Origin of the sequence: Arcanobacterium phocisimile (assembly GCF_016904675.1) — a bacterium.
Classification (GTDB): Bacteria; Actinomycetota; Actinomycetes; order Actinomycetales; family Actinomycetaceae; genus Arcanobacterium; species Arcanobacterium phocisimile.
Map to the genome: position 1 here is coordinate 91,261 of NZ_CP070228.1, position 26,208 is coordinate 117,468.

The following is a 26,208-nucleotide window of genomic DNA, read 5'->3' on the forward strand; positions in this document are numbered from 1 at the left end:
GTATAGGAAGCTAGTGGAAGGTCAAAATAGGCGAGATGGACTTACTTAGCTGCTTCTTCGTAGCTGGCAAGCAGCTTGTCGACGTACTGTGAGGCATACTCGTAGTACGTTAAGAGCCATTCGCCGACGTCGTCTCCATCAGCTTCCTTTAGTAACGCCCATACGTACCAACACCAGCCAGCAAACACCACGTATGCCCAGTAATGCCTTTCTTCTGTTTGATTTGGAGTACGACCAAAATAGTATGTCAATGCCAGTTTTGCTCGTTCGTCGTCAATGTCGTTCGAACAAACAACCATTGTGCCAAAATCAGCTGCTACATCAGACATTCCGGCATACTCCCAATCGATCAAATTCATCTGACCGTCAGGAGTGATCAGGAAGTTCAATGGGTAAAAATCGTTATGGCTGGGCACTGTAGGAAAACCGTCTGCATCAGCATACTCTTTGAGCTTCATAACTTTTTTACGCAAGTCCAAGTATCCCTGCGGCATAGAGGGGTCTATCTCGTGCAAAAGTTGCTCAAACTTCATCGCTTCTTGTACAAAGTCAAAATCCCTATCGAGAACAGCGCCTGAGGTGTGCAGGTTGCGGATCATCTGCATCGCTTGTTGTAGTTCGTCATCATTCGTTACGTCAAGATTACGTATTTCGGGAATATACCGGGAAATCTTCCACCCCTTGCCGACGTCAGCAGTGATGAAGGTTGAATCAAGTCCAAGATCACGGGCAAGTAAAAGTGCCTGCTTTTCAGCAGTACGATCAATAAGTTTATCCGTTCCAATTCCCGGATGTCGGTAGACGTATTCACTATCGCCGACCGAAAAGTGGCATGAGAGATTAGTTAATCCTTGTTTGAGGGGGGAAAAATCTCTGATCTCAGTTTTCGTACAACCTAATGCATTGGTGATATTGTCAAAGACTTCCGAATCAACGTTCTCGATAAATAGTGGGTCGAAGTCTTGAAGTTCATCAACTGAATCAAATTCGTTGATAATTCCATCAGGATACTTTCGAATAACCATCGAGAAATCTTTGATGTTCTCGATGAAGAGTGACTCCCATAGCTTAGGCGCTGTTTGCGGGAGGTGGTAGACACGTTCCAGAAGATCGCGGAAAGTTTCAGAAAAAGTAGAATCAAAATAGACATGCCCGAGCATAGTCCAGGCGTTTTCGCCACCAATGGTACATCCAGTTATGCGACCGCCTGGCCCCGTGGTAATACACCATTCATTTGTTGGACCATCAACATAGACTGCAGAATAGTATGCTCGATAAACATAAGGCTCAAAAGGATTCTCAGTGAAATAATTGTCCGAGGAACAAATGTAGGTATTGGATAGTTGTTCACGCACTAACCACAGGGAGCCATTGTTGTTGCGACTGGAATACTCTTTATTAACAATGATTTTGACACCATATTTTTCGATGAGATAGAAAAAGTATTCTTTTTTGTATCCCACAACGACGGTAATGTCGTTAATCCCGGCTTCTTGTAGTTGTTCAATTTGTCGCTCAATAAGGATTTCACCACGCACTCGTAGAGTTCCTTTTGGACGTTCGTAGGATATCGGTGCGAAGCGTGACGATAGCCCTGCGGCCATAATGATGGCATTATGAACTCGATAGGGAGCTAAAGCGTTGATCCCAGTAGCAGTCACGTGGCGTTCTTCAATATAACCAAGTGCTTCAAGTTCACGCACAGCAGTGTTGACACTGCCCAATGAGGCGTTAACGTGTGACTGTAGCTCTCGTTGCGAGAGCTCAGTATCTGCCTCGGAAAGTGTGCGAAGTATATCGAACTGTACGTGAGTCAGTTTATGGGGCATGGAAATCTCTCGCTGTATCGGGAAATAATATATGTTCAAATATATCGATAGGTTGAGTGAAAATGAACAGTGATAGTAGTTGTGTAAGCTATTACTCATTTCAATATGGTGGCATGTGAAATGAAATAGTATCTACCAGTTAGTCGGTTGCTATAATTAGCTGTGTTATTGCATCAAATATAGAGGATCGAGGTCGGGAAGAAACGTGGCGGATCCTGAAAAAACCACTAAAAATGAACTGAATGTTACCGGGTGGTCTGAGAAACTTGCTCAAGAAAGCTGGCTGATTGTTCCGTTATATAATGAAGATCAAGTCATAAAAGGTGTTATGGAGGAAGCTCGCAAGACCTTCCCTAATATTGTGTGCGTGAATGACGGATCTAGTGATGATTCTGCGGCACAAGCTCGGCTTGCTGGAGTAGACGTGGTTGAACATCCGATCAATCTTGGTCAAGGAGCTGCTTTGCGTACTGGCTTAGACTATGCTCTATTACAACCGAATGCTAAATATTTTGTAACATTTGACTCTGATGGTCAGCATCGGGTTGTTGATGCTCAGAAAATGGTTGTTCGGCTTGCGACTGAACCAATTGATGTAGTGATCGGCTCGCGTTTTCTTGATGATAGAACTAATGCAGGTTTTTTGAAGCGCATAGTGCTCAAGGCGGCAGTATTTTTCCAAAGGCTGACTACTGGAATGCAACTAACAGATGCGCATAATGGCTTGCGTGCATTGAACCAAAATGCCGCAAAAAACATTCGTATCAGTCAAAATAGAATGGCTCATGCTTCGGAAATCGTCAGCGAAATTGCAGAACATAAATTACGCTATGTCGAAGAGCCGGTATTTATTGTTTACACTGACTACTCGCTTTCCAAAGGCCAGTCTTTATGGAACTCAGTCAATATTCTTTCCGATCTGATGTTTAAGTGAGAAATGATGGATACCAACCAGATCATTATCAAATCAATTCTTATTATTTCTCTTCTACTAGTTGCGCTCGCTATTGTGGTTCCAGGGCGTAGTGCCCGCGGCCAAGCGATCAGACATTTAGCATGGCTGCTAGGCTTGGCGGTAGGAGCATTCGCAGTATTATTCCCGCAAAGCACAGATATTGTTGCCTCGTGGCTAGGAATTGGTCGTGGTACTGACTTAGTCCTATACATGTTTATTGTTTTCTTTATGGGATTTGCAGTAACCACAACTGCACATGCACGCAAAGCGGAGCGAACCTCAACGGTGCTGGCAAGAAAAATTGCAATTCTTGAAGCTGAACTCAAAAAGAGAGGATATGTTTTCCCGAAAGATGATTCTCTAGATCTATCGTCAGATTCAGCTATCACTGACTCTGACGCTGAATAAGCGCACCACAGATAGATGCATATTTTCTAGCTTGCGCAGGCCATGTGAGATCTTGATAAATCTCTAGCTGGGCTTGTGGTAGCGGATGTAGCAACATTGAGCGCAACGAAGCAACGAGTGAATCGGTGGTTCTTTCTTTTGAAATAAGAACAGGTGCCTTTTTTGTTACAAGCATCTGAGCTCCAGGGACAGGGAAAGTGACAACACGTCCACGCTCGGCAATTGCTTCAACCAGCGTGGTTTGAAAACCCTCAGATAAAACTGTGGGGTTAACAAGTGTTGCGCCAGCAATTCGCTGACGTACTTCCTGTTGGCTAACCCTTCCCGGAGCTTGTAAATCTTTCTCTAATCCGTGTTTTTGAATCAGAGAGCGTGCCGTGGCTAGGTCAGCTCCATCTCCAAGAAGTTCTCCGTCTACCTCGAAACCTTCCTTGCGTAACTGGGCGACAGCGTTGATGAAAACATCCCATCCCTTGCCGGGAACAATCCGTCCCACAAAAACTAAATGGTTGAGACGATCGTCGGATTTAATGTTAAGTTGCGGTGGCGTAATCGCATTATAGAAAACAGTTGCGTCAACGTTGGCTAAACGTTTAACAAATTGTGTAACTGCTTCTGAAACCCCAAGAACTTTGGTAGCTTTTTTCAGTACATATTTTCCTACTGTGATATCAACGAAACGAGATCCGGTCCAGATGATTGGATTTTTTGTTGCTACAAAACCGCTACCGTGTTCGGTATGCAGTATTGGAATATTGGCCAGCTTTGCAGCGCGTAGACCTACGAAGCTCATTGGGAAGAAGCGGGTGTGAGTGGAAACGACATCAATTTGCTGTTCGGTTAAGAATTTAGCGATCTTGCGGGTGGTACCGAGCGCCGGAATTGTAATGACATCTGCGATTGGTAAATGAGCTTTTCGAGTAATGACGGTAACATTTTGCTCGTGTCGAGTTCCTGGAGTAGCAGAAATATCTAAAACCCAGACTTTATGACCGAGTTGAGCGAGTTCCCGCGCCAAATTTTCGACATGAAACTCAACCCCACCAACTTTCGGCGGGTAGTTGTTAACTATCATTGCTATCTTCATGGTTACCCATACTAGTCGAACAAGCAGGATATATAGAAGTTTTCGTATTCACTTTCAAGCATAGTTATAAGGTAATCTGGTTTGCGTTAGTAAGATAAGTGGCGGAAGTTTGCTTAGCCACTATTTCAAAGAAAGCAAGAACGGAGATGTTATGCGAAAGAGCTATCGTGCCTTAGCCGGGACGATTGCTGGTGTACTTGCACTGGCAATTTCGAGTCCTGCTGTTGCATCGGAATCAGTCAATAAGCCCATGATAGCTAGTGTTGGAACCCCATTGATTCTTGATAATAAAATTTCGGATGGGTGGCATCACACAGAGGGACATTGGTATTATTTCGTCGGAAACTATCCAGTTTCAGGGTGGTTAGAGGACGCTGGAAAACGTTACTACCTCGGTGATGAAGGAGTAATGATCACCGGTTGGATGCAAAATAAACTAGGTGAATATTTTTACTTTGATGCCAGTGGTGCTATGACAACCAATAAGTGGGTTCAGACGAATGGTCGCTGGTTCTACTTAGGTGATTCTGGAACAATGCTAGTCAACCAGTGGTTATCTGCTGGTGGTCACTGGTACTACTTTGGTAGCGATGGTGCGATGGCTACTGGATGGGCAAAAGACACCACCGGCACCTACTACTACTTCAATGTCTCTGGCGCCATGCAATCCAATCAGTGGATGGCTTCGGGTGGTCAGTGGTATTACCTAAATTCAAGTGGTGCAATGTTGGCTAATAACTGGCTACAGTCCAATGGCAAGTGGTATTACTTCGACGCAACTGGTGCAATGTTAGCTAACCGGTGGTTATCTGCTGGTGGCCAATGGTATTACTTCGGTGCTTCTGGCGCTATGGCTAGTGGCTGGGCAACTGATACCACTGGCACCTACTACTACTTCAATGCTTCGGGTGCCATGCTCTCGAATCAATGGATTGCTTCCGGTGGTCAGTGGTATTACCTAGGAAGTTCTGGTGCGATGATGCGCAATGCATGGGTTGGCAACTATTACGTTGGTCCTGATGGTGCGATGATGCGCAATGCGTGGATCGGTAATTACTACGTTGGCGCAGATGGTGCTTGGATAGCGAGCGGATCTGGATCAGCTACGCAGAGTATTGTGAATACAATTGGGGGACAGTGCCCTGCATACGCGCCCATTAAAGGAAATCAGAGCTCGATGATCTACCATATGCCCGAGCAGAGGTTCTATAATTCCACAAACGCTGAAGTCTGCTTTGCTAATCAATCTGATGCCATTGCACATGGATACCGAAAGGCCAAAGTGTGACAAACTGAGCGTCTAGTTCCACCTATATAGTGGAACTAGACGGAAGGAATTCGTGGAATGGATTCGCTTACTTTATCTACTTGGTAGAATTTACCTATGAAATATTCAGCAAGTCGCACGATCCTAGCGTTATCTCTTCCGTTTCTGTTATTAACTGGCTGTGCTACAGGCCAGGAGCAGAACACGCAAAACTCTACGGCAAAGATGCCCGATAGTTTTGCGCAAACAGAGCCAGATAAACCCAAAGTGCAAATTCCTGAACAGGATCCTGGAAGTGAAGGTTGCGCTGATATGGATAAACTGCTGATTGATTTTATCGACAATAGTCCGCAAGGAAAAGCATTTACTGATGCGCAGCTTAACGGGGCTTCAGATATTTCCATTGTGTGGCGTGATTTTGTTGATGTGTTCGTAGAGCAACACGAGCCAGCATTGGAAGAAATAAGTCACGCCGATGAGTCTGCGTTCGAAGCGTATTCTGCACTACACAGTTATCGTTCTATTAACAATGATTTAGTAGCGGGTAAGATCTCCGAATATGTTGATGGGAAAAGCGCTGAAGAAGCGATAAAGCTTGGCGAAGAACCAGAACGTAATCCACAATTTGACCAAGCAATAACTGAACTAACGCAATCGCATATCACGTTGACTACATGCTTGCCCCATTGGCCAGTAGTTTTCTAGTTAACGCGACCAGGATGCTTGTACTTCTCATCCTGCCTAAGATGTTTTACGCGAATGGCCGAACCACATCTTTAACTGTATTTGCCCAGCCGTAAGAGGTTAAATAGTTGTCTACACGTGCCGGGTGTCCCATCCAATCAGTGTGAATCACTTGGTCATTACCGATGTAAATCGCAACATGCGTGATGGTGCCACGAGTAGTGTAAAAAATGAGATCTCCGCGTTGGCGTTGTGAAATTGGAACGTGAACCATCTGCGGATGGCGATATAGTTCTTGGGATGATCGGTAATCTGGCCAAGAATGTTTATGGACATTTATTGGCTGTGGGTCTAATCCGCCCGCATAGATCGCTTGTAAAGCTAATCCAGAACAATCAAACCCGAGATTGTATGGTCCGGCTCCGCCCCAAGTATATGGCGATCCAATCTGTTGTTGTGCGTACGCTATCATAGCTTCGATACGCTCTGAACGCCGGGCAGTTAATGGCACTGGTTGTGCCTGGTATTGATCCACATACCAATCGTAACCAGTTGCCAAAGCATCCCACGTTGCTTTATTAACAATGCCGGTAGCAGGAAGTCCTACGCGTGCTTGAAAATTACGAACCGCTGCCATGAAATTACTATCCACAGAAGCAAGTTTCATCGAGTGCCACAGGCCCAAACGTTTTTGGACAATAGCTACTTTAACTCCATTCATTCCTGGAGAAAGCTCATTGCTAGCCCATCCTAATGGGGTAATAGATGAAACAGGTTGCAACATTCCAGCTGGAGCTTGGTATCCACGCCACCGTCCGGAACTGTTGAACGAGTATTGTTGACCATTAATATTTGCTGATCCCGTAACCATGATTCCGGTTTGTGGATCAAGGTAGTACCAATCGTCGTGGTCTTTTAACCATCCGGTTTTTTGGCGGCCGGATTCGGTGTAGTAGTACCATTGTTGGTCTTTTTGTAGCCATCCGGTGACCATTTCGCCTGATGGGTGGAAGTAGTATTTGCCGTCGGAGAAGATTTTTTCTCCGGTAGTCATGATTCCGGTTTGTGGGTCAAGGTAGTACCACAAGTTACCTAGATGTATCCATCCGGTTTTTTGGCGGCCGGATTCGGTGTAGTAGTACCATTGTTGGTCTTTTTGTAGCCATCCGGTGACCATTTCGCCTGATGGGCGGAAGTAGTATTTGCCGTCGGAGAAGATTTTTTCTCCGGTAGTCATGATTCCGGTTTGTGGGTCAAGGTAGTACCACAAGTTACCTAGATGTATCCAGCCAAATAGTTGATCGCCGGAACTACCAAAATAAACCCACTGGTTGTGGTACATTTTCCAGCCAGTATGCATGTAGCCGTCATCGTCGAAGTAGTAAACACGACCATCGATTCGAACAAACGATGCAGCAGGCCATGTTCCATCATCATTGCGCCACCACCAGCGTTGACCAGAAGCAACCCAGCTACCCCCGCTTGCTAGATCGAGGACGTTAATATCATCGACTAATACGGAAGATGCCTCATCTATTGATTCTGCGTGCGCATAACTAACAGTAGTAAGTGCTCCAGTAAGTGACACGAATAATGCAGTTGTTGTAGCGCAAAAAGTGCGTAAGCGTCCGGCTTTCATATATGTCATACTAATGGAAAATTCCTATAAATATCCTATTATGGAAGCAAAGTAATTATAGGCCTAGCACATCAGACGCCGCAACCACCCAGCGCTCACGCCAATCCCCAATCGGTTCGACACCAATGTTCACCAACGCATCGTGGCCGAGAGCCGAGTAGGAGGGGCGTTTCGCGGGACGATCGAACGCAGCCGCCGTCGTCTCCAACACCATCTCGGGATCCTTGCCGATCGAACGCATGATTTCTTTGGTGAAAAGATTCCACGAGGTTTCGCCCTGTGATGTGCCGTGATAGATACCCGATGGTGCTTTTGCATCCACTAGGCGCACAATCAGATCAGCCAAATCAACTGTCCACGTTGGCTGACCAACCTCGTCAGTAACAACCTTCAATGTCTCGTGAGTCTGGGCGAGTTTCGCCATCGTCTTCGGGAAACAGTTACCGTACTTGCCATACAACCATGCGGTTCGCACAATCAAATAATCATCAGTGTAGGCCTGCACTGCCCATTCGCCGGCAGCCTTTGTGCGCCCATAGGCAGACATCGGATCAACTGGATCATTTTCGCCCCATGGGGTAGAGCCGTCGCCACGGAAGACGTAATCGGTAGAGATCTGTACCAGTCGGGCACCGATTTGGGCGCATCTGCGCGCTAAGTTTGCGGGGCCAGTAGCGTTGACGCGGAATGCTGTTCCTTCGTTTTCTTCCGCTGGATCTACAGCAGTGAAGGCAGCACAGTTAATGACGACGTCGACGTCGGCAACAACAGTGTTCACCGAATCGACATCGGTAATATCAATATCGCCAAGATCAACGGCTCGCACCTCATGACCATCGCGCTTGATCCGTGCCACAAGGTCAGTTCCAAGCATGCCTTTAGCGCCAACAACCATCCAAGTCATGGGTGTATCTCCTTTGCGTGTGTCAGATATTGTTCTCAATTCTACACGCACGTGCACGCAACTAACGTGTTCACCACTGCAGGTGGCGTAGACTTTCCCCAGAAGTATTTATTTTTAGGAGGTCCCATGCTCATTGAACCACTCGCCATTGATGGCGCATACCGTATCACTCCGAAGCAATTCCCGGATTCGCGCGGTTTGTTCCTCGAAGCTTTCAAACAGGAAGCATTCGTTGAAGCAGTAGGACGTGAGCTTGATGTACAACAGGTGAACACGTCAGTGTCTAAAGCTGGCACGATTCGCGGCATTCATTTTGCTGACGTTCCTCCGTCACAAGCCAAATATGTCATGTGTCCACAAGGCGCGTTGCTTGATTTCGTGATCGATATTCGGGTTGGTTCACCAACATTTGGTCAATACGATTCGGTGTTGCTCGACGACGTCGACCGTCGAGCAATTTTCCTCTCGGAAGGTTTGGGCCACGCATTCATTGCATTAGAAGATAATACGGTTGCTACCTATCTATGTTCGGCACCATATGCACCGGGTCGTGAACACGGCGTTAATCCGTTGTGTGAGACAGTCGGTATTCAATGGCCACAGATCGACCGTGCGGGAAATCCGATGGAATTGTTGCTTTCGGAGAAAGATACTGATGCGCCTGGATTGTTGAAGGCTCAAGAGCAGGGCTTACTGCCAACTTATGAAGAAGCAATGACGTTTGTTAATTCGTTGCGGAAGTAACAAGTTCCTGGTGGATCTCATCGAGTGCTTTGGTGAGATCCATCAGCTCCTCCACTTGATCGTATGCAGTGGACATTATGGTTAACAGATAGTGGCCGTTTTCTGTTTCAACGATACCGGCATCGTTACGAGCGATAAGGTCAAGGTCGATCCAGCCTGGTTTTGTATAAGTCGGATGGGTATCTTTTAGCGCCTCGTAAATGAACGAATTATATGGGCTGGTGAAGTGTTCCCGCGTATCATCTGCTTGTTCGTTGGGATACACGAAGAAATAATCGAAGTTCTCCACCCACAGTTTGGTCAGCTGTTTGGGCGTGAGGTGAGGAAAGTATTCTTCGCGATTGATATCAGGAGCGTTTGCAGTATCAGCAAAAAATGCGAACAATTCGTCACCATAGTTCGAGCGTAGCGAAAAATATGAATCGTTATCGGAAACGGTAATAGCCTGGCGCATCAGTGCTTTGTCAGAACCGGTTATTGAGTCTGGCAGAAACTTACTTATCGCAACAATGTATGGGCCTTTGATTGTGCTAGCGCCATAGAATTCTGCTTCAGAATTATAGGAAATAGCGGTCCCTGTGGTGATATCGACCATCACGAATCCCACTTGGGATTGAGTGCTTTCGATAGTTTCTATCGCATGTGCGAGACGATCAGCAGTAGCTTCAGATAATAAGTCGGATTGATATAGGTCATTTAAATTTGAGGCCTCCAAAGAATCTACTCGTGAAATTAAGGACTCCAAAGAGGGATCGAATGACGTTAGAGCAAACATTGTTTGGCTCTCTGTAGAAGCCTCCGCTTGTTCAGCTAGCTCTGCTGCTTCATTCGCGTCATGGGTCGTTCCGGTGACAGTGCGGAACACATAGGCAATAAACCATATCGTTACAATAAGGAAGACGACGATAGTGATATTTCTGAGTTGAATACTAAATCTTTGAGAAATCATTGATAAACCGTGTCTATTAATGAATTTTTCCCATCCGTCGTCGCAGGCCGTCACGTACACCACGCAAAATCAACTCGCCGCGCATTCCTCGATCGGAACTCGTCAGTAGTGTGAATGCAGCAAAGCGCGTTATCCAGTAACCATACCTGATTCGCCATCGTAGTGGTAGATCAGGGTTGCGCATGACTTCAATGGTATTCCGGGTGAGATAGTAATTCCGGATAGGTGAATGTACGTGGATAGTTTTGCTGCGCCCCTTAATTTTTATGCCCTTATCTCCGAGCGAATGTGGTAGTTGTACTGTAGGAATTGCTAGCAGCCGGTAACCGTACGCGCGTGCTCGCATACACCACGCTAGGTCTACATGGTCAATAAAGTATTCTGCTGGCATGAAACCGACCTCACGCAGTACATCTGCCCGAATCAGACACCCAGAGGCGAGCAAGAACGAGACATCTATCGGCTCGGTGGAGTCCAAGCGAGTACGAGGCCGCTTGGGTCCCCATGTGTGGTCAGTATAAACGAGGGGTTCGTCTCCGTCGTACGGTGTCGGCCCGACGGCAGCAACATCGTCGGCGAGATAGTGAGCAAGTTCGAGAACGAGTGACGAGCCAGGAACCGAATCCTGGTCGAAAAGAATAATAGCCTCAGCTCCATGGTTTAACGCTAGGTCAATACCAATGTTTTGAGCGGCAGCAATACCAACGTTTTTCCCCAACGACAAAAGTCGGGCGTGGGTTTTGTTACACGTGTCGATCAGATGCTCTGGTGGTACTTCGGAATTATCGACAACAATCACCTCAGTACACTGTAGAGCTAAGTTGCCCAATAATTCATTGACATCTTGTGGGTGGTATGTGACGACGACCGCGGAAATGGCCGAAAAATTCATGTTATGCGTTCTTACCTCTTGCGAGGACTCGCATGAGGTATTCACCGTAACCAGACTTACGCAACGGCTCAGCACGTTCAGCTAGTTCGGCGTCGGTCAAGAACCCCATACGCCAAGCGACTTCCTCTGGGCAGCCGATCTTCAAACCTTGGCGTGCCTCGACGGTGCGCACGAACGAGGTAGCGTCAGCTAACGAATCGAATGTGCCGGTATCTAGCCAGGCAGTACCGCGTGGAAGAACTTCAACTGTCAAGCGACCTTCGCGCAGGTAATGCTTGTTGATATCAGTGATTTCGTATTCGCCACGGGGTGACGGTTCAAGGTTTGCGGCGATGTCGACGACGTCGTTATCGTAGAAGTACAGGCCTGGCACTGCGTAGTTTGACTTCGGTTGGGTAGGCTTCTCTTCAATAGAAAGCGCCCGGAATTGGTCATCGAATTCGACGACGCCGTAACGTTCTGGATCATCTACATGGTATGCGAATACTGCACCACCGTTAGGGTTAACATGGCGACGCAGGCGGGTTCCCATGCCAGGACCATAGAAGATGTTGTCGCCAAGAACGAGAGCGGCCGATTCGTTGCCGATAAAGTCTGCGCCCAGCACGAAAGCTTGTGCGAGGCCGTTCGGAACTTGTTGCTGAACATAGGAAAGGTTGACACCAAGCTGGGAGCCGTCACCGAGGAGACGCTGGAAACTAGCTGCGTCGTGTGGTGTGGTGATAACCAGGATGTCCTGGATGCCGGCAAGCATGAGGGTCGTCATCGGATAGTAGATCATTGGTTTGTCATAAACCGGGACGAGCTGCTTTGAAATTCCTTGAGTGATGGGGTGAAGCCGGGTTCCCGAACCACCTGCCAAGATGATGCCGCGCATAGGTCAACCTTTCTTTTCGATAGCTTTTAGGTTTTGCTATCAGCTACATATGCCTTCTATTATGACGTAATTTTGTTTCAACTGGGAGAGCACGAGGGAAGAAAATGAAAATCGGCGTATTTCGTGCTCTTCACGTAACGTGAATCGCGACGAAATACGCCGATAGTTTCAGCCATCGATATCGATAGGTGAAAGTCAGTTACTACTGAGCGTCTTTACCTTCGATATTTTCAGCAACCTCAAGTGGGGTTGGAATATCGGAATCGGAAACCTTCTCGGAAACCTTCTCTTCGACATCGCTTGCCACTTCGCTGACTTTTTCGCCAGCTTCATGAAGCTGCTCTTCGACGGCGTCCAAGGCCTCATCGTTAGGAACAGTGAGATCTTCCCAGTAAGCATCTGCCCATGGATCTTCAACTGGCTTAGAGCGAGCCCATGCAACATAAGCGACACCAAGAGCGGCACCAAGAACGAGGGTTAAGCCAACGAACTTCTTGGTGTGTGACTTCTTTTCGTTCTTCTTAGCGAGCTTCAGGGCTTTCTTTTCAGCCTTCTTTGCAAGCTTGTTTGCCTTCTTCATTTCCTTCTTGGAAAGCGTGACAACCTTCGTTGCTTGATCATCAGCAGTTGCCTTAATCTCTGCCAATGCAGCATTGGCAGCACGCTTTGCGCGTGGAAGATATTCTTCCTTGACGCGATCAGCACTTTCAGAAACAAACGTTTGTGCTTCATCAACGTATGGGCGAGCTGCAGTGACAGCTTCCTCGACGTATGGCTTTGCCTTGGTTACGGCCTCTTCCACATATGGACGAGTGCGTTCGTAGGCCTCGCGTGCAGCATCGTTTGCTCGGGCGAGTGCATCTTGAGCAACTGGAACCAGTTTCTCAGCGGCTTCTTCGATTCGTGGTTCTGCCCATGTACGGGATGTTTTATATGTATCGGCAACCTTTGCCATGAACGAACCAGTTGCTACGGCAGCCTGATCCTTGAGCTTCGTTGCTTCTTGTGCTGCCTTTGTTGCGGCAGTCTCGCGCTTAAAGAAAGACATTGCACCACCTCCAAGTTGTGTCACCGTAAATTGTTCACGGTGAGCTTTCTATTACTTCTTATTGTTTCACGAAATAGCATTGAGTTGCATTGAAATAGGAGATATTGGGCCTCCTTGTTCGCGGTTAACCGAATTGGCGACGGTGATCGGCAGTTTTCGCTCTCAGCCGGTGAAGTTGCGTTCGTGGTGGCTAGGAAGCGTCAGGTGTGCAAGGATGGAGACTATGAAAGCATTAATGACAACTTCAGTTGGTAACATCTCCCTCGAACTCTTCCCAGAGCAGGCTCCGCAAACCGTCGCAAACTTCACCGAACTTGCTTCGGGTAAGCGCGAATGGACTGATCCAGCAACTGGTGAAAAGTCCACCGAGCCACTCTACAACGGCACAATTTTCCACCGTGTTATTGACGGTTTTATGATTCAAGGTGGCGATCCGCTCGGAACCGGAACCGGTGGTCCCGGATACGTTTTCGACGACGAGATCTCCCCAGAACTGGCCTTCAACGAGCCTTACCTGTTGGCTATGGCCAATGCAGGTAAGCGCATGGGTAAGGGAACCAACGGCTCCCAGTTCTTTATCACTGTTGCACCAACTCCATGGTTGCACGGCGCCCACACCATCTTTGGCAAGGTCGTCGATGATGAGTCTAAGGCTGTTGTCGATAAGATTGCTACCACTCAAACCGGTCCAATGGATCGTCCAGTTGAACCAATTATGATCGAGTCGATCACCATCTCTGAGTGATTTTTACACTTATTAGATGACTGCATTCCTGCCGCGCATCACAGCGCGGCAGGAATGCTTTTAGGTAAAAAGAGAGCATATGAAGAATCTCAATATTCCCCCAGTGACCGCTACGATGAGCGCACTATGTATTTTGGCAACACTAATGACATATGTGTTGAGCAATACTTTCTATGATTATGCATTCATTCCAGTCATCGCAGATGTTGAGCCATGGCGTTATCTCACAGGTGCTTTTTTACATGGCGGGGTGATGCACTTAGGGTTTAACGTGCTGTCGTTACTGTTCTTGGGTGCAGAACTTGAACCAGTTATGCGCAAGGTGAGCTTTGCTGGATTATTCCTGGTCAGTGCCGTCGGTGGTAATGCAGCTGTCTATTTGTGGGCGTTATGGACCGGGCAGTGGAATATCGCTGCAGTCGGTGCTTCGGGCGCAATTTTCGGTCTTTTCGGTGCGCTTGTGGTGCTTACCCACGCTATCAAATCCGACCCGCGAGGAATCCTTGTTTTACTCGGAATTAACGTCGTCTTAGCCTTCACTGCGCCGCAGATATCCTGGCAGGCGCATCTCGGTGGCTTCCTCACCGGACTTATTTTTACTGCAATATGGTGGCAGCTACGCCGTCGTCGTCAGAAAGAAGTAAACCGTGGCGGTTGGTGACCGTACAAGCACAATAAGTAACTGCGCAACACCATCGCGATAAGCGATCAAGATCAAAAATTATGGTCAGGGATTGATAGATCCCTGACCATAATGACATTTATCAAAAAGACTAAGTCTTACTTCCATCCCATAGTCATTAAGAAGCCGACTAGCATTAAGCCAATGCCAACAAACAAGTTCCCGTTACCAAAACCCGGAATAGGAGCTTGGCCATGGGAAACATAGGCGGTAACAACGACCAGCAGGCCGATAACGGCTAAGGCGACCATTAAGGGTGCCCACCAGCGCGGAGAACGCTGGAGTTGAGGTGCTGGGCGCTCCTGGCGATCGCGTGATGCTGCGATACGACGCTCTTCGACTTTCTTACGCTTCTTAGATTCTGGCATATTTTCCTCGCTCAAAGTGAAACTAACTGGTATAAGACTATCGTTATCTGCGCCCACACGGTAGTTTTGAGGGAGAAATACCCGTATAGTGAGCAAAAGATATAAAAATGAAAGGAGTCAATCATTGGAGCAGGACGAACAGCCAGCAGATTTGACTTCCCCACCCCGACGTCGATCGGCGCTTCCTCGTGAGGCACGAGTGCGAACTCAACCGAACGAACATGACGGCGACACCCTCGCAGGCACGTTTGGTTTCTCGCCAATGGTTGAACAAAATGGGTCAATGACACGAGCACAGGAGCCGAAAAAACGTCGGAAAAAAAGTCTATTTTCTATTCTCCTCGGTATCATAGGTGAAATCCTCATTACCTTTGGTCTCATAGTCGGTGGCTTCGTTGTGTGGCAACTATGGTGGACAAGCGTTTTAGCAAACCAAGTTCAAAGTGAACAGCTTGACGATTTTGCCAAAGCGAATGGATCAGCGCCAAGCGTGGTGGCCGAACCGGTAGAAAACGAGCCTCCACCATTCACACTCAACCCGAGCCACGGGCAAATGTTCGGCGTCGTCCATTTTCCTTCGTTTGGAAAAGCTGCCACCCGCACGATGGCTGAAGGAACCACGAACTGGGATATTCTCGATCATGGCGGCTTCGGCCACTACGAAGGTACCGCATGGCCGGGACAAGTGGGTAACTTTTCATTAGCAGCCCACCGCCGTGGTAATGGTGATGCGCTCATGTTCGTCGAAGATTTCAAACCTGGAGATCCGATCATCGTCGAGACGGCTGATGCTTTCTACGTTTACCGTATGACCGATCATGAACTCGTCACTCCTGACAAAGTCCGAGTCGTTTCACCAGACCCATACAAGGCACGTGAAGCTGAAGAAAATGGAACGCAGGTCACCGAAGCTCCATCGAAACGTCTCATCACCCTCACCACATGTCATCCGCAATACACATCCACTCACCGTTGGATTGTTCACGGCGAACTCGACTACTCGATCCTTCGATCAGAGGGTATGCCGAAAGAGTTACTTGAGATGAATGCGAAAGAAGGCTGATCTATGTACTACGGATTATGGCGAATTTTACCTGGCCCCAAATGGTTGAAAGCTATTGAAATGCTCGTTCTATTAGCAGGAGTTATCTATCTACTTTTCACCTATGTCTATCCTTGGGTTTACTACACTACCGGCTGGTTCGATAACACCGTCGGCTAAAGTAGCTAAGAACTGAAAGCTATAAGGCCCGCACATGCATGTGCGGGCCTTATAGCTTTCTTTCCGACGAGAACTTGTTGAAAACTTGTTGTAGGAAAAGAGGTGGCTACCCGTACAAAACGAGCAGCCACCTCTCCTGAAATTCATGTGCGATGATTAGTTTCTTCTAGCCGAGTTCTGATCTGGCGGATTTGGGTTATTTGAGTTCGGATTCTCTCCCACATTAGAACCGGGATTCTGGTTGCCATCCCCGTTATTAGCGGAATCATCTTTTGGTGCCCCAGGTGGTGTTGGAGCAGGATTATCCGGTTCGCGAGCAGGTTCCTTAGCTATCCACAAAGTCACGGTCGTATCGTAGGGGACTGTTCCTGGAAGAGGTTCCATATTAAATACTAATCCCGCGGTAATATCAGGATTTTCAACCTTTTCAACAGTGAACGATGAAATTTTCAGAGTGTCTCGCAGATATGCTTTTGCTACATCTTCCGGCTGGTTAATCACGTGCGTGTTAATAGCTGCTGAGTCAATGACAATATTTCCCGAAGCTACGACAATGTTGACCGAGCTACCACGTTCAACTAATTGCCCTGCTGCCGGTGAAGTATCAGTGACAGCGTCTTTCGCGTTTCCAGGAACATCCTTAATGTCAACACGACCAACTTTCAAACCGAGTTTTTCTAGCTCAGCTTTCGCAGTGTCCTGAGTGAATTTCCCACCAGTTAGGTCAGGAACTGAAACCTTGCCGGGCCCAGAAGAAAATGACACCGTCACAGAAGAACCCTTCTTGACCTTTGTGCCAAAGGCTGGATCTGAAGAAACAAACTGACCTTCCGGAATAGTTTTATCTTCTTGCGGATCACCCAGCGCAAAGGTCAATCCAGCTTCTTCAAGACGCTGACGTGCTGAGACTTGATTAGTTCCCTCGAGGTCTGGGACAGATATAGTGGCTGGCTCAGTTACCTCACCCGAACTATTGCTGGACCACAAAGCCCATATGAGCCCGGCTCCCGCAAGAGTCAGAAGTAGAATACTGAGCACGATAAATACCGTATTGTTTTTCTTCGGTGGCGCCACGGCCGGAGTCGTTCCCGTTTGAGTAAGAGTCGTTTGTGTCACGGGAGCAGCAACTTGAGTAGGTGCAGCCGAGTTCTGAGCAGTGAGAATCTGGGTGCTCCACGTATCCGACGCTGGCGCATTGACACGCCCACCACGTAACGCAAGCAGTAAATCAGCTCGCATATCGATGGCGCGCTGATAGCGATCCTCGCGCTTTTTTGCCAACGACTTCATCACTACACGGTCGATAGCCTCGGGAATATCAGGAGCCACGGACATAGGTGGTGCCGGCGGTTCAGAAACATGTTGATAAGCGACTGCAACAGCCGAATCTCCGCGGAATGGAGGGCGGCCGGTCAACAATTCATATAACAAACAACCAGCTGAATAAAGATCTGATCGAGAATCAACTACTTCGCCACGGGCCTGTTCAGGAGATAGATACTGTGCGGTGCCTACGACCGAATTAGTTTGTGTCATAGTCGCTGAGGAATCGGTTAGTGCGCGGGCAATACCGAAATCCATGACCTTCACTTTGCCATCATGGGTAAGCATAATATTGCCCGGTTTAATATCGCGGTGAACAATACCTTCTCGATGAGAGTATTCCAGCGCAGAAAGTATACCGATAGCTATTTGTACTGCTTCGTTGATGGGAAGTGCATCTCCGTTTTTTAACAGCTCGGAGACGGTTCGTCCCTTGACGTATTCCATCACGATGTAGGGCAGTGATATTTCTTGCCCAGCATCGCCCTCGACTCGTTCCTCGCCAGTATCATAGACCGCAACAATAGACGGATGATTCAAACCTGCAGCGCTTTGTGCTTCGCGGCGGAAACGTGCCACAAAAGTTTGATCGGTGATGAGGTCTGAGCGCAAAACCTTGATAGCGACAGTGCGAGATAGTCGAGTATCATAACCAAGGTGAACTTGGGCCATGCCGCCACGCCCGATGAGTTCGCCAACTTCATAGCGACCACCCAGCATACGTGGGATGTTAATCATTCTCGAGTTCCTTCCTTGACCATTAATCTGATTTCCAGTCTGCCCTATCTTGATAATGAAGTGTGTGTTGGATAGGTTGCGATTCAATCACGATTGACCGCCGATGCAAAAATTTCTCTCGCTATTGGCGCTGCAACTTGTGATCCGCTACCGCCTTCCTCCACGACGACGGCCAGAGCTATTCGAGGTTGATCCACTGCGTCGAAACCAACAAACCACGAATGGTCACCGCCTTCTTTTCCAGTTTCTGCGGTTCCCGTCTTTCCGGCTATCTGTACGTTACTCAATCCAGCCTTGGTACCTGTTCCATTGTTCACCACGCCAATCATCATCGAACGCAGAATTGCTGCAGTGCTCGGTTTGATTGGCGTACCGTAGTGAGTTGGTTGAGTTTCTGAAAGCAAAGCAAGGTCGGCAGTTAGGGTTTGCGCAACAATGTATGGCTTCATCATGACACCACCGTTTGCCACCGTTGCGCCGATAAGTGCCATAGCAAGCGGTGAAACTTCAACGTCACGTTGGCCAAAAGAATCCATTGCAAGAGCGGCAGTATCTTCTGGGAAGGGGAATTTTGACGCCATTACTTGTAACGGGATTGTGAAGTCTTGATCGAATCCGAATTCTCGCGCAGTTTCGACAAGTGGCTCTGCGCCAACGTTAACTCCACCAATCGCGAAAGGGGTGTTGCATGACTCGGCAAATGCGGTAGCGAGGGTTACTTGGCCCGAACCATCGCCGCACTGTTGCTGGTATGCATTGAAGATCTCATGCGTGGTTCCCGGTGGGGTGTAAGAGAAGGGTGCCTCAACGACAGAATCAGCGTTCAAACCGAGTTTTTCGATCATGGCTGCTGCGGTTACGATCTTGAAAACCGAACCTGGTGGATAGAGTTTGCCACCAAATGCGCGATTAACAAGCGGTTGCTGATCATCGTTGTTCATAGCCGTCCACGATTCATTCGCCAGAGTGCTATCTCGGGTTGCCAACAAATTGGGATCGTAGGAAGGTTTGGATACTGCCGCCAAGATCTTGCCAGTTCCAGGTTCAATCGCAACAACAGCACCACGATGATCCCCTAATGCATCCCATGCAGTTTGCTGAATAACTGGATCGATGGTGAGGGCCACCGCGCCGCCTTTAGGCTGTTTACCGGTGATGAGTTGTTCAATGCGTTGAGAAAATAGTGCCGAATCAGAACCACCGAGCACCGAATTTTCTTCACGTTCCAAACCGGTCATCGAGTTAAACGTCGTCGAAAAATAGCCTGTCAGCGGAGCATAAAGCTCGGGCTGGTGATAGGTACGTAAATATTTGTACTCATCATCGTGGGGTTCAGACGTAACAATCGGTTGATTTGCAACGATAATTGGGCCGCGATCCGTGCCGTATTCGCGCCAAAGCGTTCGGACGTTACGAGTGTCGGCGTTCAGCTGTGGAGCACGAATGAATTGGATATATGTTACAGCCATCATCAGTGTGAGGAACATGACGATGATGATTGCTGTAAGTTTACGAATCGCTAGATTCATCGAGAACCCCCATCGGTGATACGAGGAACTGCAGTGGTTGCCAATGAATCTTCGGCTGAATGCGGTTCAGCTTCTGTGGAAGCCGAACTTTCGAGATCGTCGTCTTCATCCGCAATAAGATTGGCAGGTAGTTCGCCGGTATTAATCGTCGACAGTGAAACAGAAGATGGGACGAATGGTCGACGCGCAGAGTCGGACATGCGAATCAAAATGCCGATAATGATGAAATTGGTTAGCAGTGCGGAACCGCCCTTTGCCAAAAATGGCATAGCCAAACCGGTTAACGGTATGACGCGAGTGATACCACCAACGACAACAAAACACTGCAGTGCAATTGCGAATCCCAGACCGGCAGCTAACAACTTTCCGAAGCCGTCACGTAACGCTATACCTGTCTTCATTGCACGAGTCACGATGATGGCATACAGTGAAAGAATTCCCAGTAAGCCCACCAGGCCAAGTTCTTCACCGAACGAAGCAATAATAAAATCCGAGTTGGCTGCGAACGAATTCGTTGGGCTACCTTCCCCTAAACCGGTACCAAACAGGCCTCCAGAGGCCATACCAAACCAGCCTTGAACGAGCTGGTAGGAGCCGTACTGTGCATCATAAACATCTTGATCGAAGGCGTTTAGCCAGATAGTGAACCGGGCTTGGATATGAGGCATCACTTGGACAATGAGATACACGCCAGCAGTGGAGAGCAATCCGCCGATAATGATCCACGAGGTACGTTCGGTAGCGACGTAGAGCATTGCAACAAATAACCCGAAGAACAGCAGTGCGGTACCAAAATCGCGTTCTAACGCCAAAATCCCCATACCGGCAAGCCATGCAAGCAGGATTGGCAGTGAGTGCCGGAGGCGTGGGAAGTGAATACCTAAAAACTTTGGTCCAGCCAATGACAGATTGTCGCGCTGGGCTACAAGGTAACCTGCAAAAAAGACGGCAAGGAATATTTTCGATAATTCGGCTGGTTGAAATGAAAAACCAGCAATGCTGATCCAGAGCTGCGCTCCATAGACCTCAACACCAAGTCCCGGAATCATCGGGAGTAACAGCAACGACAAACCGACGATCAGTGAAATATAGGTGACTCGACGAAGCCGGCGATGATCACGTAAGAACGCCAAAGTTCCCACCATCAGTATCAGACCGCCGATGGCTAAGATAAGCTGCCCTCGAGCGTCAGGGCTAGCGCCGCGTGCGACAAGCTGGAAATCGATCCGATATATCATCACCAACCCCAACCCAGTGAGCATAACTGAAGCTGGAAATAGTATTGGGTCAGCATAAGGTGCTAATCGCCGGATGAGAAGATGGCAGAGAAGTAAAACCCCTGCGGCTGCTCCTCCAAAGGTGAAGAAATTATCGGGTAAGGCTTGGTCCGGATTAGCTGAATTGACGCCATAATAGGTCAAAACCCAGGCGCTGAGAACGCTGATGAGGGCGACACTAAGTAAACCGAGTTCTTGAGCACGACCTGAACGAGCCGGTCGAGTACTAATCACACTCATGGCTGATCACCTGGTAGCTGGGACGGTGACGTTGGCTGACCAGCCGGGGATTGTTTGCCTTCCTGAGATTGTTGGCCAGCCTGGGGTGAGGCGTCAATCGTTTGTGCCGAAAGATCGTGAACAACTTTACGAGCTTCAGATAATGAACTGCGCGTAATTGGAATCGTTAGACGGTTTTGTGCAATTGGGGTCAGTTGCGAAACATGAATAGTCGTTACTTCATAAACTTCTGATAGATCAAATGGCCCAATAGATTGCGGTATGCCTTTAAAGATAGCGACTTTGTTATCTTCTAACGAAACATAGTATTGAGTTTGAGTCCAATAGTAACCCGCTCCAAGTCCACCTGTTATCGTCAGGAGAGCTAAGAAAAATACCGCAAGACGCGCGATCCACCGTCGAGGTGAATGATCATGCTGAATGTCCAGTTCAGGAAGAACAGGTAGTGGGTTAGTTAAAGCTACGAGTTGTCCGGCTGCCGATAAACCGGCTCGGGTAGGTTTTGTGTGATCGATAGCAGCTGAACCGACAACGATTGGGCCGCGATCGTATGATGAACTGGTCCCCGCATCGTCGACGACATCAGCTAAAACTAGTGTGACGTTATCGGGGGCGCCACCAGCTAAGGCAAGCTCAATTAACCGCTCGCCGCACGTATCCAGATCAGGGTAAGTCTGGAGTGTGTATTCGATTGTTTCATCAGAAACGACGTCGAACAAACCATCTGAGGTCAGTAGCCATCGATCGCCAGGTAGCGCCTCGCGAACGGAGGTGTCGACGTCGGCAGGCCCTTCGTTCGCTCCGATGTTACGCATGATGACATGGCGTTTAGGATGATGTAACGCTTCTTCTGGTGTGAGTTCGCCGTGGTCAACGAGGTACTGGACTAATGTGTGGTCACGGGTGATCTGAGTAAGTTTGTGGTGGCGGAGCAGGTAGGCTCGTGAATCGCCGACGTGAACCATGCCAAGTTTATTACCAGTACGCAAGATAGCAATACAAGTTGTTCCGAGTCCAGAGAGCTCTGGCTCTTGTTCCACTATGTGAAGAAGTTGTTCTTGGGAGCGGGTGAGCTGTTCTTTAAGTAGCGGTAGGAGATCTTCGGCTTGGTGTGAATCATCAACCTGTGCGAGATTGCCAACGACGACGGAGGATGCCACATCTCCGCCGGCTGCACCACCCATGCCATCGGCTAAAACGAGTAGGTGTGAGGAGGCGTATCCAGCGTCCTGATTCGACTTACGAATTAAGCCGACGTCGCTAAACGCGGCATATTCAAAACGGATCATTAACGTAACTCCATCGTAGTTTTACCTATGATGACCGGAACGCCAATTTCCAATTCGATAGGTGCAATAATTTTTTGTGTCCCAACCCAAGTGCCGTTTGTTGAATTGAGGTCTTCAACGAACCACGATCCGCCTTCGGAGTAGAAGCGGGCGTGGCGTGAAGATGCGTATCCGTCGTCGAGCACAAGTGCCGAATCGGGGGAGCGCCCAACTGTGATTGAGGATGTCCCCAGCGGAATCGCGGTTCCGGTGAGTGGGCCTCGAACGACGACGAGGTGGCGTGCTTGCGTTGCTGGTTCGTCGTTCAACGGGGCTCGTTTCTGGGTGATCTGACGACCACGGTCACGTACTTTTGTTCCGAAAATATCGTTTCGAATCGTCACCAGCATGAAAATGACAAGAAGCCAGACGAGAGCTAAGAAGCCGAAGCGTAAAAGTGTAACTACTAGTGGGCTCATTGTGGCTCCGGTGAGGTCCAGAACATGATGCGGGTGTGTCCGATCGTGATCGTGTTGCCGTCAACAAGAGTGGCAGCAGAAATCTTATGCCCCTCAACAAAGCTACCATTGGTTGAGTTGAGGTCCGTTGCGATCACACCAGAAGGGGTAACTCGCAACTCCAGATGTTTCCGAGAGATCCCCGAATCGTCTAACTGAATATCAGCAACTGAGCCACGCCCGATAACAGTTACGGCACCGGTGAGGATGTAGCGCTCACCGTTGACGTCGATGATCGGGTTTTGCGGTGAGGCGTGGGGGGTGGTGGCAGGGGCGACTGGGCCACGCCGGGTATGGCAGGCAACTTCGATTTTTCCGCGAGGCTGCGTGTTTGACTCAGCAAAAGCCACTGAAATAGGTCCGAGGAAAACGTATGCTTGTTCCCGTGCATAGTTTGTGGCTATTCCAATGAGTTCTTCGCGTAAGGCGTCTTCGTCCCATTCAGCGATTTTCTTAAAATCTTGCGGGGATAGTGTCAGCGTGAAATCGTTGGGCGAAACGATGCGATCTCGGGAAATCTCCGCAGAGCGCTCATCCATTGTGCGTTTGATCGCAGATGCGAGCTCGACAGGTTTGACGTCTGATTTAAAGGCGCGTGAAAATACATTCTCTACTGCGTTCTCCACAGTTTTTTCGATCTTATCGAATGCGCTCATTCACCTGTTCCTTACCTTTAACATCCTGCATCTACATAGTTGTGCCACCCTATAGAATGACACGCATATGACGATACGCTAAGTTTACGTCTTATAGCTTAGTAGTATCCACTGCGTTATTAGAAAAGCTGAGAAACCAAGGTAATCGGTGGGCTGAATCACTGAGCTTGTAGTTGAGGAGCATTTGCATTTCGAGAAGAACCGAGTGTATTCTGGCGTAGTTCATGAAAAGAACTTTTGCTCGAGTGGCGGAATAGGCAGACGCGCACGGTTCAGGTCCGTGTGCCCGCAAGGGCGTGGGGGTTCAACTCCCCCCTCGAGCACTCTTAGGCTGTTGATATGGCGATGATAATTTGTTATTCGTTTTTACTGTGTACCACGCAGTGCCCTTGTGTTGATGTCCCTATCTTCGGCCCGTGTTAGCAGTGTGGATTACATTTGTTGCGAAGCGGTCGTGTAGAAAATTTTGTCGGCCGGAAATCCTTATGTGACTTTGATGTGATCTTTGGAGTCGTAGTTCTCCGGACTGGTTTTCTCTGTTTCTTTGCATATAAAATTCATGGTGGTTGTCGGGAAAAGTGCTGAGGCGTGTTCTGTGGCTTCACTATGATATCCAAGATATTCGCGGCAATTTAGCGTCTTTAGTGTAGAAAAAGTTTCCTGTTTTTTGTGGGCTGAAGATTGTATTTAACTGAATTGAAAGGTAGAGACGTTAATGTCTATTGCAAGTGTAATGAAGAGGGTGGTAGCCGGAATCGGTGCTACCTCGCTCGTCGCGTTGGGTATGGTTGCTGTTGTCCCGTCAGCTCACGGTGCCGAAGTTCAAGGGCCCGGCCAGCCGAATGCTCCGGAAAAAGGCTCATTAACGATCCATAAGCGCCTGGGAGCTGAAGCGGATACACACGATACTGGACTGAAGTTAGATCAGCCTTCAGGTGAAGGACTCAATGGTGTTACTTTTACCTATTGGCAGGTCGGTAAGAAGGGTGCTAGTTCAGAATGTACCCCGCTAAAGACTACCGACAACGATGATTGGAAGCTTATCTCCGAAGCGCAAGCTCCGGTTGACTATGATAATTTTGATGTTGAAGGTCTGTGTTTAATCGGGGTTGGAACTTCTGTCAAAACTGGTCTTAAGGACGGTGAAGCTGGCTTTGCTGAAACCGGTAAAATTGACTTAGGATTCTACTACGTCGCTGAAACTGCTGCTCCATCGGACGTTATTTCTAAGACTGCTCCGTTCTTCGTTTCGGTTCCAATGCCAGAAAAGGGACTGCAGGGCAAGAACGATGACCAGAAAGCAAACTGGCTCTACGATATTCATGTATATCCAAAGAACCTCAAACTTGAAGGTCCTGAAAAAACGATTAACGAGAATGGTCAGCAGAAGAAACTCGTTCTCAACGAAACGGTTGAATGGACCATTGAGCAGGAAGTTCCTGCTCTGAAAAAGGGTGAAAAGTATGAGTCTGCAAAGATCTTTGACTACCTCGATTCTAGCTTGAAGTTTGGCAAGACTATTAAAGTTTCTTTGGACGGAGAGACTCTAACCGAATCTGACTACAAAGTAACCACTCCTAACAATGGTATTGTTTGGGAGCTTAATAAGGGCAAACTCGATACCTTGAAAGCCGGTCAAACGCTCCAAGTCGTTTTCACTACTACAGTCGAAAAAGTCACTGAATCCGGTATGATCAACAACAAGCCATGGGACAAAGAATCTGGAGAGCCTAATAATGGTTACGGATCGGATTTTAACGGGGTTACAGTTCCGGGTAAAACAACTCCCTACACTTATTGGGGTGAGCTCAAGGTCAAGAAGGTAGATACTGCTAAACAGGCCCTCAAGGGTGCAAAGTTCGCTGTAACCGAAGCAGTCGATGGTAAGTGCTCGGCTGAAGCGGATAACCCAATTGCAACCGGTGAATCGAACGAAGAAGGCATCGTTATCTGGAAGGATTCCACATCTGATGTCCTCGGCTTGTTCGTAGCAAACTCCAGTAATGGTGAACTTAGCTCTCCTACTAAGAAATATTGTCTCTACGAAACTGGAGCGCCAGCAGGTTACACCGGTCTTACAGATCCGCAAACGATTACAATCAAGGCCGGCACAGTAGCCAGCAACAAGAATTCTATAACCGAGATTGTGAATAAGACGAAGGATACTCCAGATCTGCCGTTGACTGGTGCACAGGGAACCATTCTGTTGACGGTTCTCGGACTAACACTCGTTTCTATCGGTGCCGGGGTTGTTGTAGTCTCTCGTCGGCGTCGTGCGACCGCTAAGAACTAAGCGGATTCCGATACAATAAGTGACTATTTTAGAGTTGGTGGCGGTAATCTACCGCCACCAACTCTC

Annotated in this window: 24 protein-coding genes and 1 tRNA gene; 10 read left to right on the plus strand and 15 right to left on the minus strand. The window is 48.2% G+C overall.

What is annotated here, in order from left to right:
- Window positions 1-41 precede the first annotated feature (41 nt).
- Window positions 42-1,829, minus strand: coding sequence for a phosphotransferase (locus tag JTE88_RS00335; protein WP_204424591.1), 1,788 nt, complete (start codon window positions 1,827-1,829; stop codon window positions 42-44).
- 238 nt (window positions 1,830-2,067) lie between these two features.
- Here JTE88_RS00335 and JTE88_RS00340 point away from each other — a divergent pair, with 238 nt between their 5' ends.
- Together JTE88_RS00340 and JTE88_RS00345 are read left to right on the plus strand one after the other, a co-directional pair.
- Window positions 2,068-2,763, plus strand: a complete 696-nt coding sequence (locus JTE88_RS00340) for a glycosyltransferase family 2 protein (protein WP_239519599.1) — start codon at window positions 2,068-2,070, stop codon at window positions 2,761-2,763.
- 3 nt (window positions 2,764-2,766) lie between these two features.
- Entirely contained in the window at window positions 2,767-3,192 is a 426-nt protein-coding gene (locus JTE88_RS00345; protein WP_204424594.1) for a DUF2304 domain-containing protein, read from the plus strand.
- On the opposite strand, the gene JTE88_RS00350 is transcribed toward JTE88_RS00345, so the two are convergent.
- Entirely contained in the window at window positions 3,170-4,279 is a 1,110-nt protein-coding gene (locus JTE88_RS00350) for a glycosyltransferase family 4 protein (RefSeq protein WP_204424596.1), read from the minus strand. The genes JTE88_RS00345 and JTE88_RS00350 overlap by 23 nt on opposite strands.
- A 151-nt stretch (window positions 4,280-4,430) precedes the next feature.
- Here JTE88_RS00350 and JTE88_RS00355 point away from each other — a divergent pair, with 151 nt between their 5' ends.
- Both JTE88_RS00355 and JTE88_RS00360 read left to right on the plus strand, forming a co-directional pair.
- Window positions 4,431-5,567, plus strand: coding sequence for a sunset domain-containing protein (locus tag JTE88_RS00355; protein ID WP_204424597.1), 1,137 nt, complete (start codon window positions 4,431-4,433; stop codon window positions 5,565-5,567).
- A gap of 96 nt (window positions 5,568-5,663) precedes the next feature.
- Window positions 5,664-6,251 (plus strand): hypothetical protein, encoded by a 588-nt coding sequence (locus tag JTE88_RS00360; RefSeq protein ID WP_204424598.1) that lies wholly within the window; start codon window positions 5,664-5,666, stop codon window positions 6,249-6,251.
- A 46-nt stretch (window positions 6,252-6,297) separates the two neighbouring features.
- Here the strand turns inward: JTE88_RS00360 and JTE88_RS00365 are convergent, their stop codons facing one another.
- Both JTE88_RS00365 and rfbD read right to left on the minus strand, forming a co-directional pair.
- A complete protein-coding gene (locus tag JTE88_RS00365; protein ID WP_204424599.1) occupies window positions 6,298-7,869 on the minus strand; it encodes an NlpC/P60 family protein in 1,572 nt (523 codons plus the stop codon).
- Window positions 7,870-7,924: 55 nt separating this feature from the next.
- Window positions 7,925-8,773: a dTDP-4-dehydrorhamnose reductase gene (gene rfbD / locus JTE88_RS00370; protein ID WP_204424600.1), complete on the minus strand. Its 849-nt coding sequence runs from the start codon at window positions 8,771-8,773 to the stop codon at window positions 7,925-7,927.
- 126 nt (window positions 8,774-8,899) lie between these two features.
- Between rfbD and JTE88_RS00375 the strand changes: the two genes are divergently transcribed.
- The gene (locus tag JTE88_RS00375; protein ID WP_204424601.1) at window positions 8,900-9,517 is read left to right on the plus strand and encodes a dTDP-4-dehydrorhamnose 3,5-epimerase family protein; all 618 of its coding nucleotides are present in this window, start codon (window positions 8,900-8,902) and stop codon (window positions 9,515-9,517) included.
- Here JTE88_RS00375 and JTE88_RS00380 read toward each other — a convergent pair.
- The 4 genes from JTE88_RS00380 to JTE88_RS00395 all read right to left on the minus strand — a co-directional run bounded on the left by JTE88_RS00380 (window position 9,498) and on the right by JTE88_RS00395 (window position 13,283).
- The gene (locus tag JTE88_RS00380; RefSeq protein WP_204424602.1) at window positions 9,498-10,466 is read right to left on the minus strand and encodes a serine hydrolase; all 969 of its coding nucleotides are present in this window, start codon (window positions 10,464-10,466) and stop codon (window positions 9,498-9,500) included. The genes JTE88_RS00375 and JTE88_RS00380 overlap by 20 nt on opposite strands.
- A 16-nt stretch (window positions 10,467-10,482) precedes the next feature.
- Window positions 10,483-11,358: a glycosyltransferase family 2 protein gene (locus tag JTE88_RS00385; protein ID WP_204424603.1), complete on the minus strand. Its 876-nt coding sequence runs from the start codon at window positions 11,356-11,358 to the stop codon at window positions 10,483-10,485.
- Window position 11,359: 1 nt separating this feature from the next.
- A complete protein-coding gene (rfbA, locus tag JTE88_RS00390; RefSeq protein ID WP_204424604.1) occupies window positions 11,360-12,235 on the minus strand; it encodes a glucose-1-phosphate thymidylyltransferase RfbA in 876 nt (291 codons plus the stop codon).
- Between the two features lie 202 nt (window positions 12,236-12,437).
- The gene (locus JTE88_RS00395; protein WP_204424605.1) at window positions 12,438-13,283 is read right to left on the minus strand and encodes a hypothetical protein; all 846 of its coding nucleotides are present in this window, start codon (window positions 13,281-13,283) and stop codon (window positions 12,438-12,440) included.
- A gap of 223 nt (window positions 13,284-13,506) precedes the next feature.
- On the opposite strand from JTE88_RS00395, the gene JTE88_RS00400 reads away from it, so the two are divergent.
- Both JTE88_RS00400 and JTE88_RS00405 read left to right on the plus strand, forming a co-directional pair.
- A complete protein-coding gene (locus JTE88_RS00400) occupies window positions 13,507-14,028 on the plus strand; it encodes a peptidylprolyl isomerase (protein WP_204424606.1) in 522 nt (173 codons plus the stop codon).
- Between the two features lie 79 nt (window positions 14,029-14,107).
- Window positions 14,108-14,689: a rhomboid family intramembrane serine protease gene (locus JTE88_RS00405; protein ID WP_204424607.1), complete on the plus strand. Its 582-nt coding sequence runs from the start codon at window positions 14,108-14,110 to the stop codon at window positions 14,687-14,689.
- Between the two features lie 119 nt (window positions 14,690-14,808).
- On the opposite strand, the gene JTE88_RS00410 is transcribed toward JTE88_RS00405, so the two are convergent.
- Window positions 14,809-15,078, minus strand: coding sequence for a cell division protein CrgA (locus JTE88_RS00410; protein ID WP_204424608.1), 270 nt, complete (start codon window positions 15,076-15,078; stop codon window positions 14,809-14,811).
- A 124-nt stretch (window positions 15,079-15,202) separates the two neighbouring features.
- Between JTE88_RS00410 and JTE88_RS00415 the strand changes: the two genes are divergently transcribed.
- Window positions 15,203-16,141 (plus strand): class E sortase, encoded by a 939-nt coding sequence (locus tag JTE88_RS00415; RefSeq protein ID WP_204424609.1) that lies wholly within the window; start codon window positions 15,203-15,205, stop codon window positions 16,139-16,141.
- Window positions 16,142-16,456: 315 nt separating this feature from the next.
- Here JTE88_RS00415 and pknB read toward each other — a convergent pair whose 3' ends face one another.
- From pknB to JTE88_RS00445, 6 genes are all read right to left on the minus strand, one after another.
- Window positions 16,457-18,361 carry a Stk1 family PASTA domain-containing Ser/Thr kinase gene (pknB, locus tag JTE88_RS00420; RefSeq protein ID WP_204424610.1) on the minus strand — a complete coding sequence of 635 codons (1,905 nt, stop codon included), beginning with the start codon at window positions 18,359-18,361 and terminating at the stop codon, window positions 16,457-16,459.
- An 83-nt stretch (window positions 18,362-18,444) separates the two neighbouring features.
- Window positions 18,445-19,890, minus strand: a complete 1,446-nt coding sequence (locus tag JTE88_RS00425) for a peptidoglycan D,D-transpeptidase FtsI family protein (RefSeq protein ID WP_204424611.1) — start codon at window positions 19,888-19,890, stop codon at window positions 18,445-18,447.
- Complete coding sequence (locus tag JTE88_RS00430; protein WP_204424612.1) at window positions 19,887-21,407, minus strand: FtsW/RodA/SpoVE family cell cycle protein; 1,521 nt, start codon at window positions 21,405-21,407, stop codon at window positions 19,887-19,889. The genes JTE88_RS00425 and JTE88_RS00430 overlap by 4 nt, the downstream gene beginning before the upstream one ends.
- Complete coding sequence (locus JTE88_RS00435) at window positions 21,404-22,696, minus strand: PP2C family protein-serine/threonine phosphatase (RefSeq protein WP_204424613.1); 1,293 nt, start codon at window positions 22,694-22,696, stop codon at window positions 21,404-21,406. The genes JTE88_RS00430 and JTE88_RS00435 overlap by 4 nt, the downstream gene beginning before the upstream one ends.
- The gene (locus JTE88_RS00440; protein ID WP_204424615.1) at window positions 22,696-23,154 is read right to left on the minus strand and encodes an FHA domain-containing protein FhaB/FipA; all 459 of its coding nucleotides are present in this window, start codon (window positions 23,152-23,154) and stop codon (window positions 22,696-22,698) included. Before JTE88_RS00440 ends, JTE88_RS00435 begins: the two co-directional genes overlap by 1 nt.
- A complete protein-coding gene (locus JTE88_RS00445) occupies window positions 23,151-23,849 on the minus strand; it encodes an FhaA domain-containing protein (RefSeq protein ID WP_204424616.1) in 699 nt (232 codons plus the stop codon). The genes JTE88_RS00440 and JTE88_RS00445 overlap by 4 nt, the downstream gene beginning before the upstream one ends.
- 239 nt (window positions 23,850-24,088) lie before the next feature.
- On the opposite strand from JTE88_RS00445, the gene JTE88_RS00450 reads away from it, so the two are divergent.
- Window positions 24,089-24,172 (plus strand) — tRNA-Leu (locus JTE88_RS00450).
- A 392-nt stretch (window positions 24,173-24,564) separates the two neighbouring features.
- Window positions 24,565-26,142: a SpaH/EbpB family LPXTG-anchored major pilin gene (locus tag JTE88_RS00455; protein ID WP_204424617.1), complete on the plus strand. Its 1,578-nt coding sequence runs from the start codon at window positions 24,565-24,567 to the stop codon at window positions 26,140-26,142.
- Window positions 26,143-26,208 lie beyond the last annotated feature (66 nt).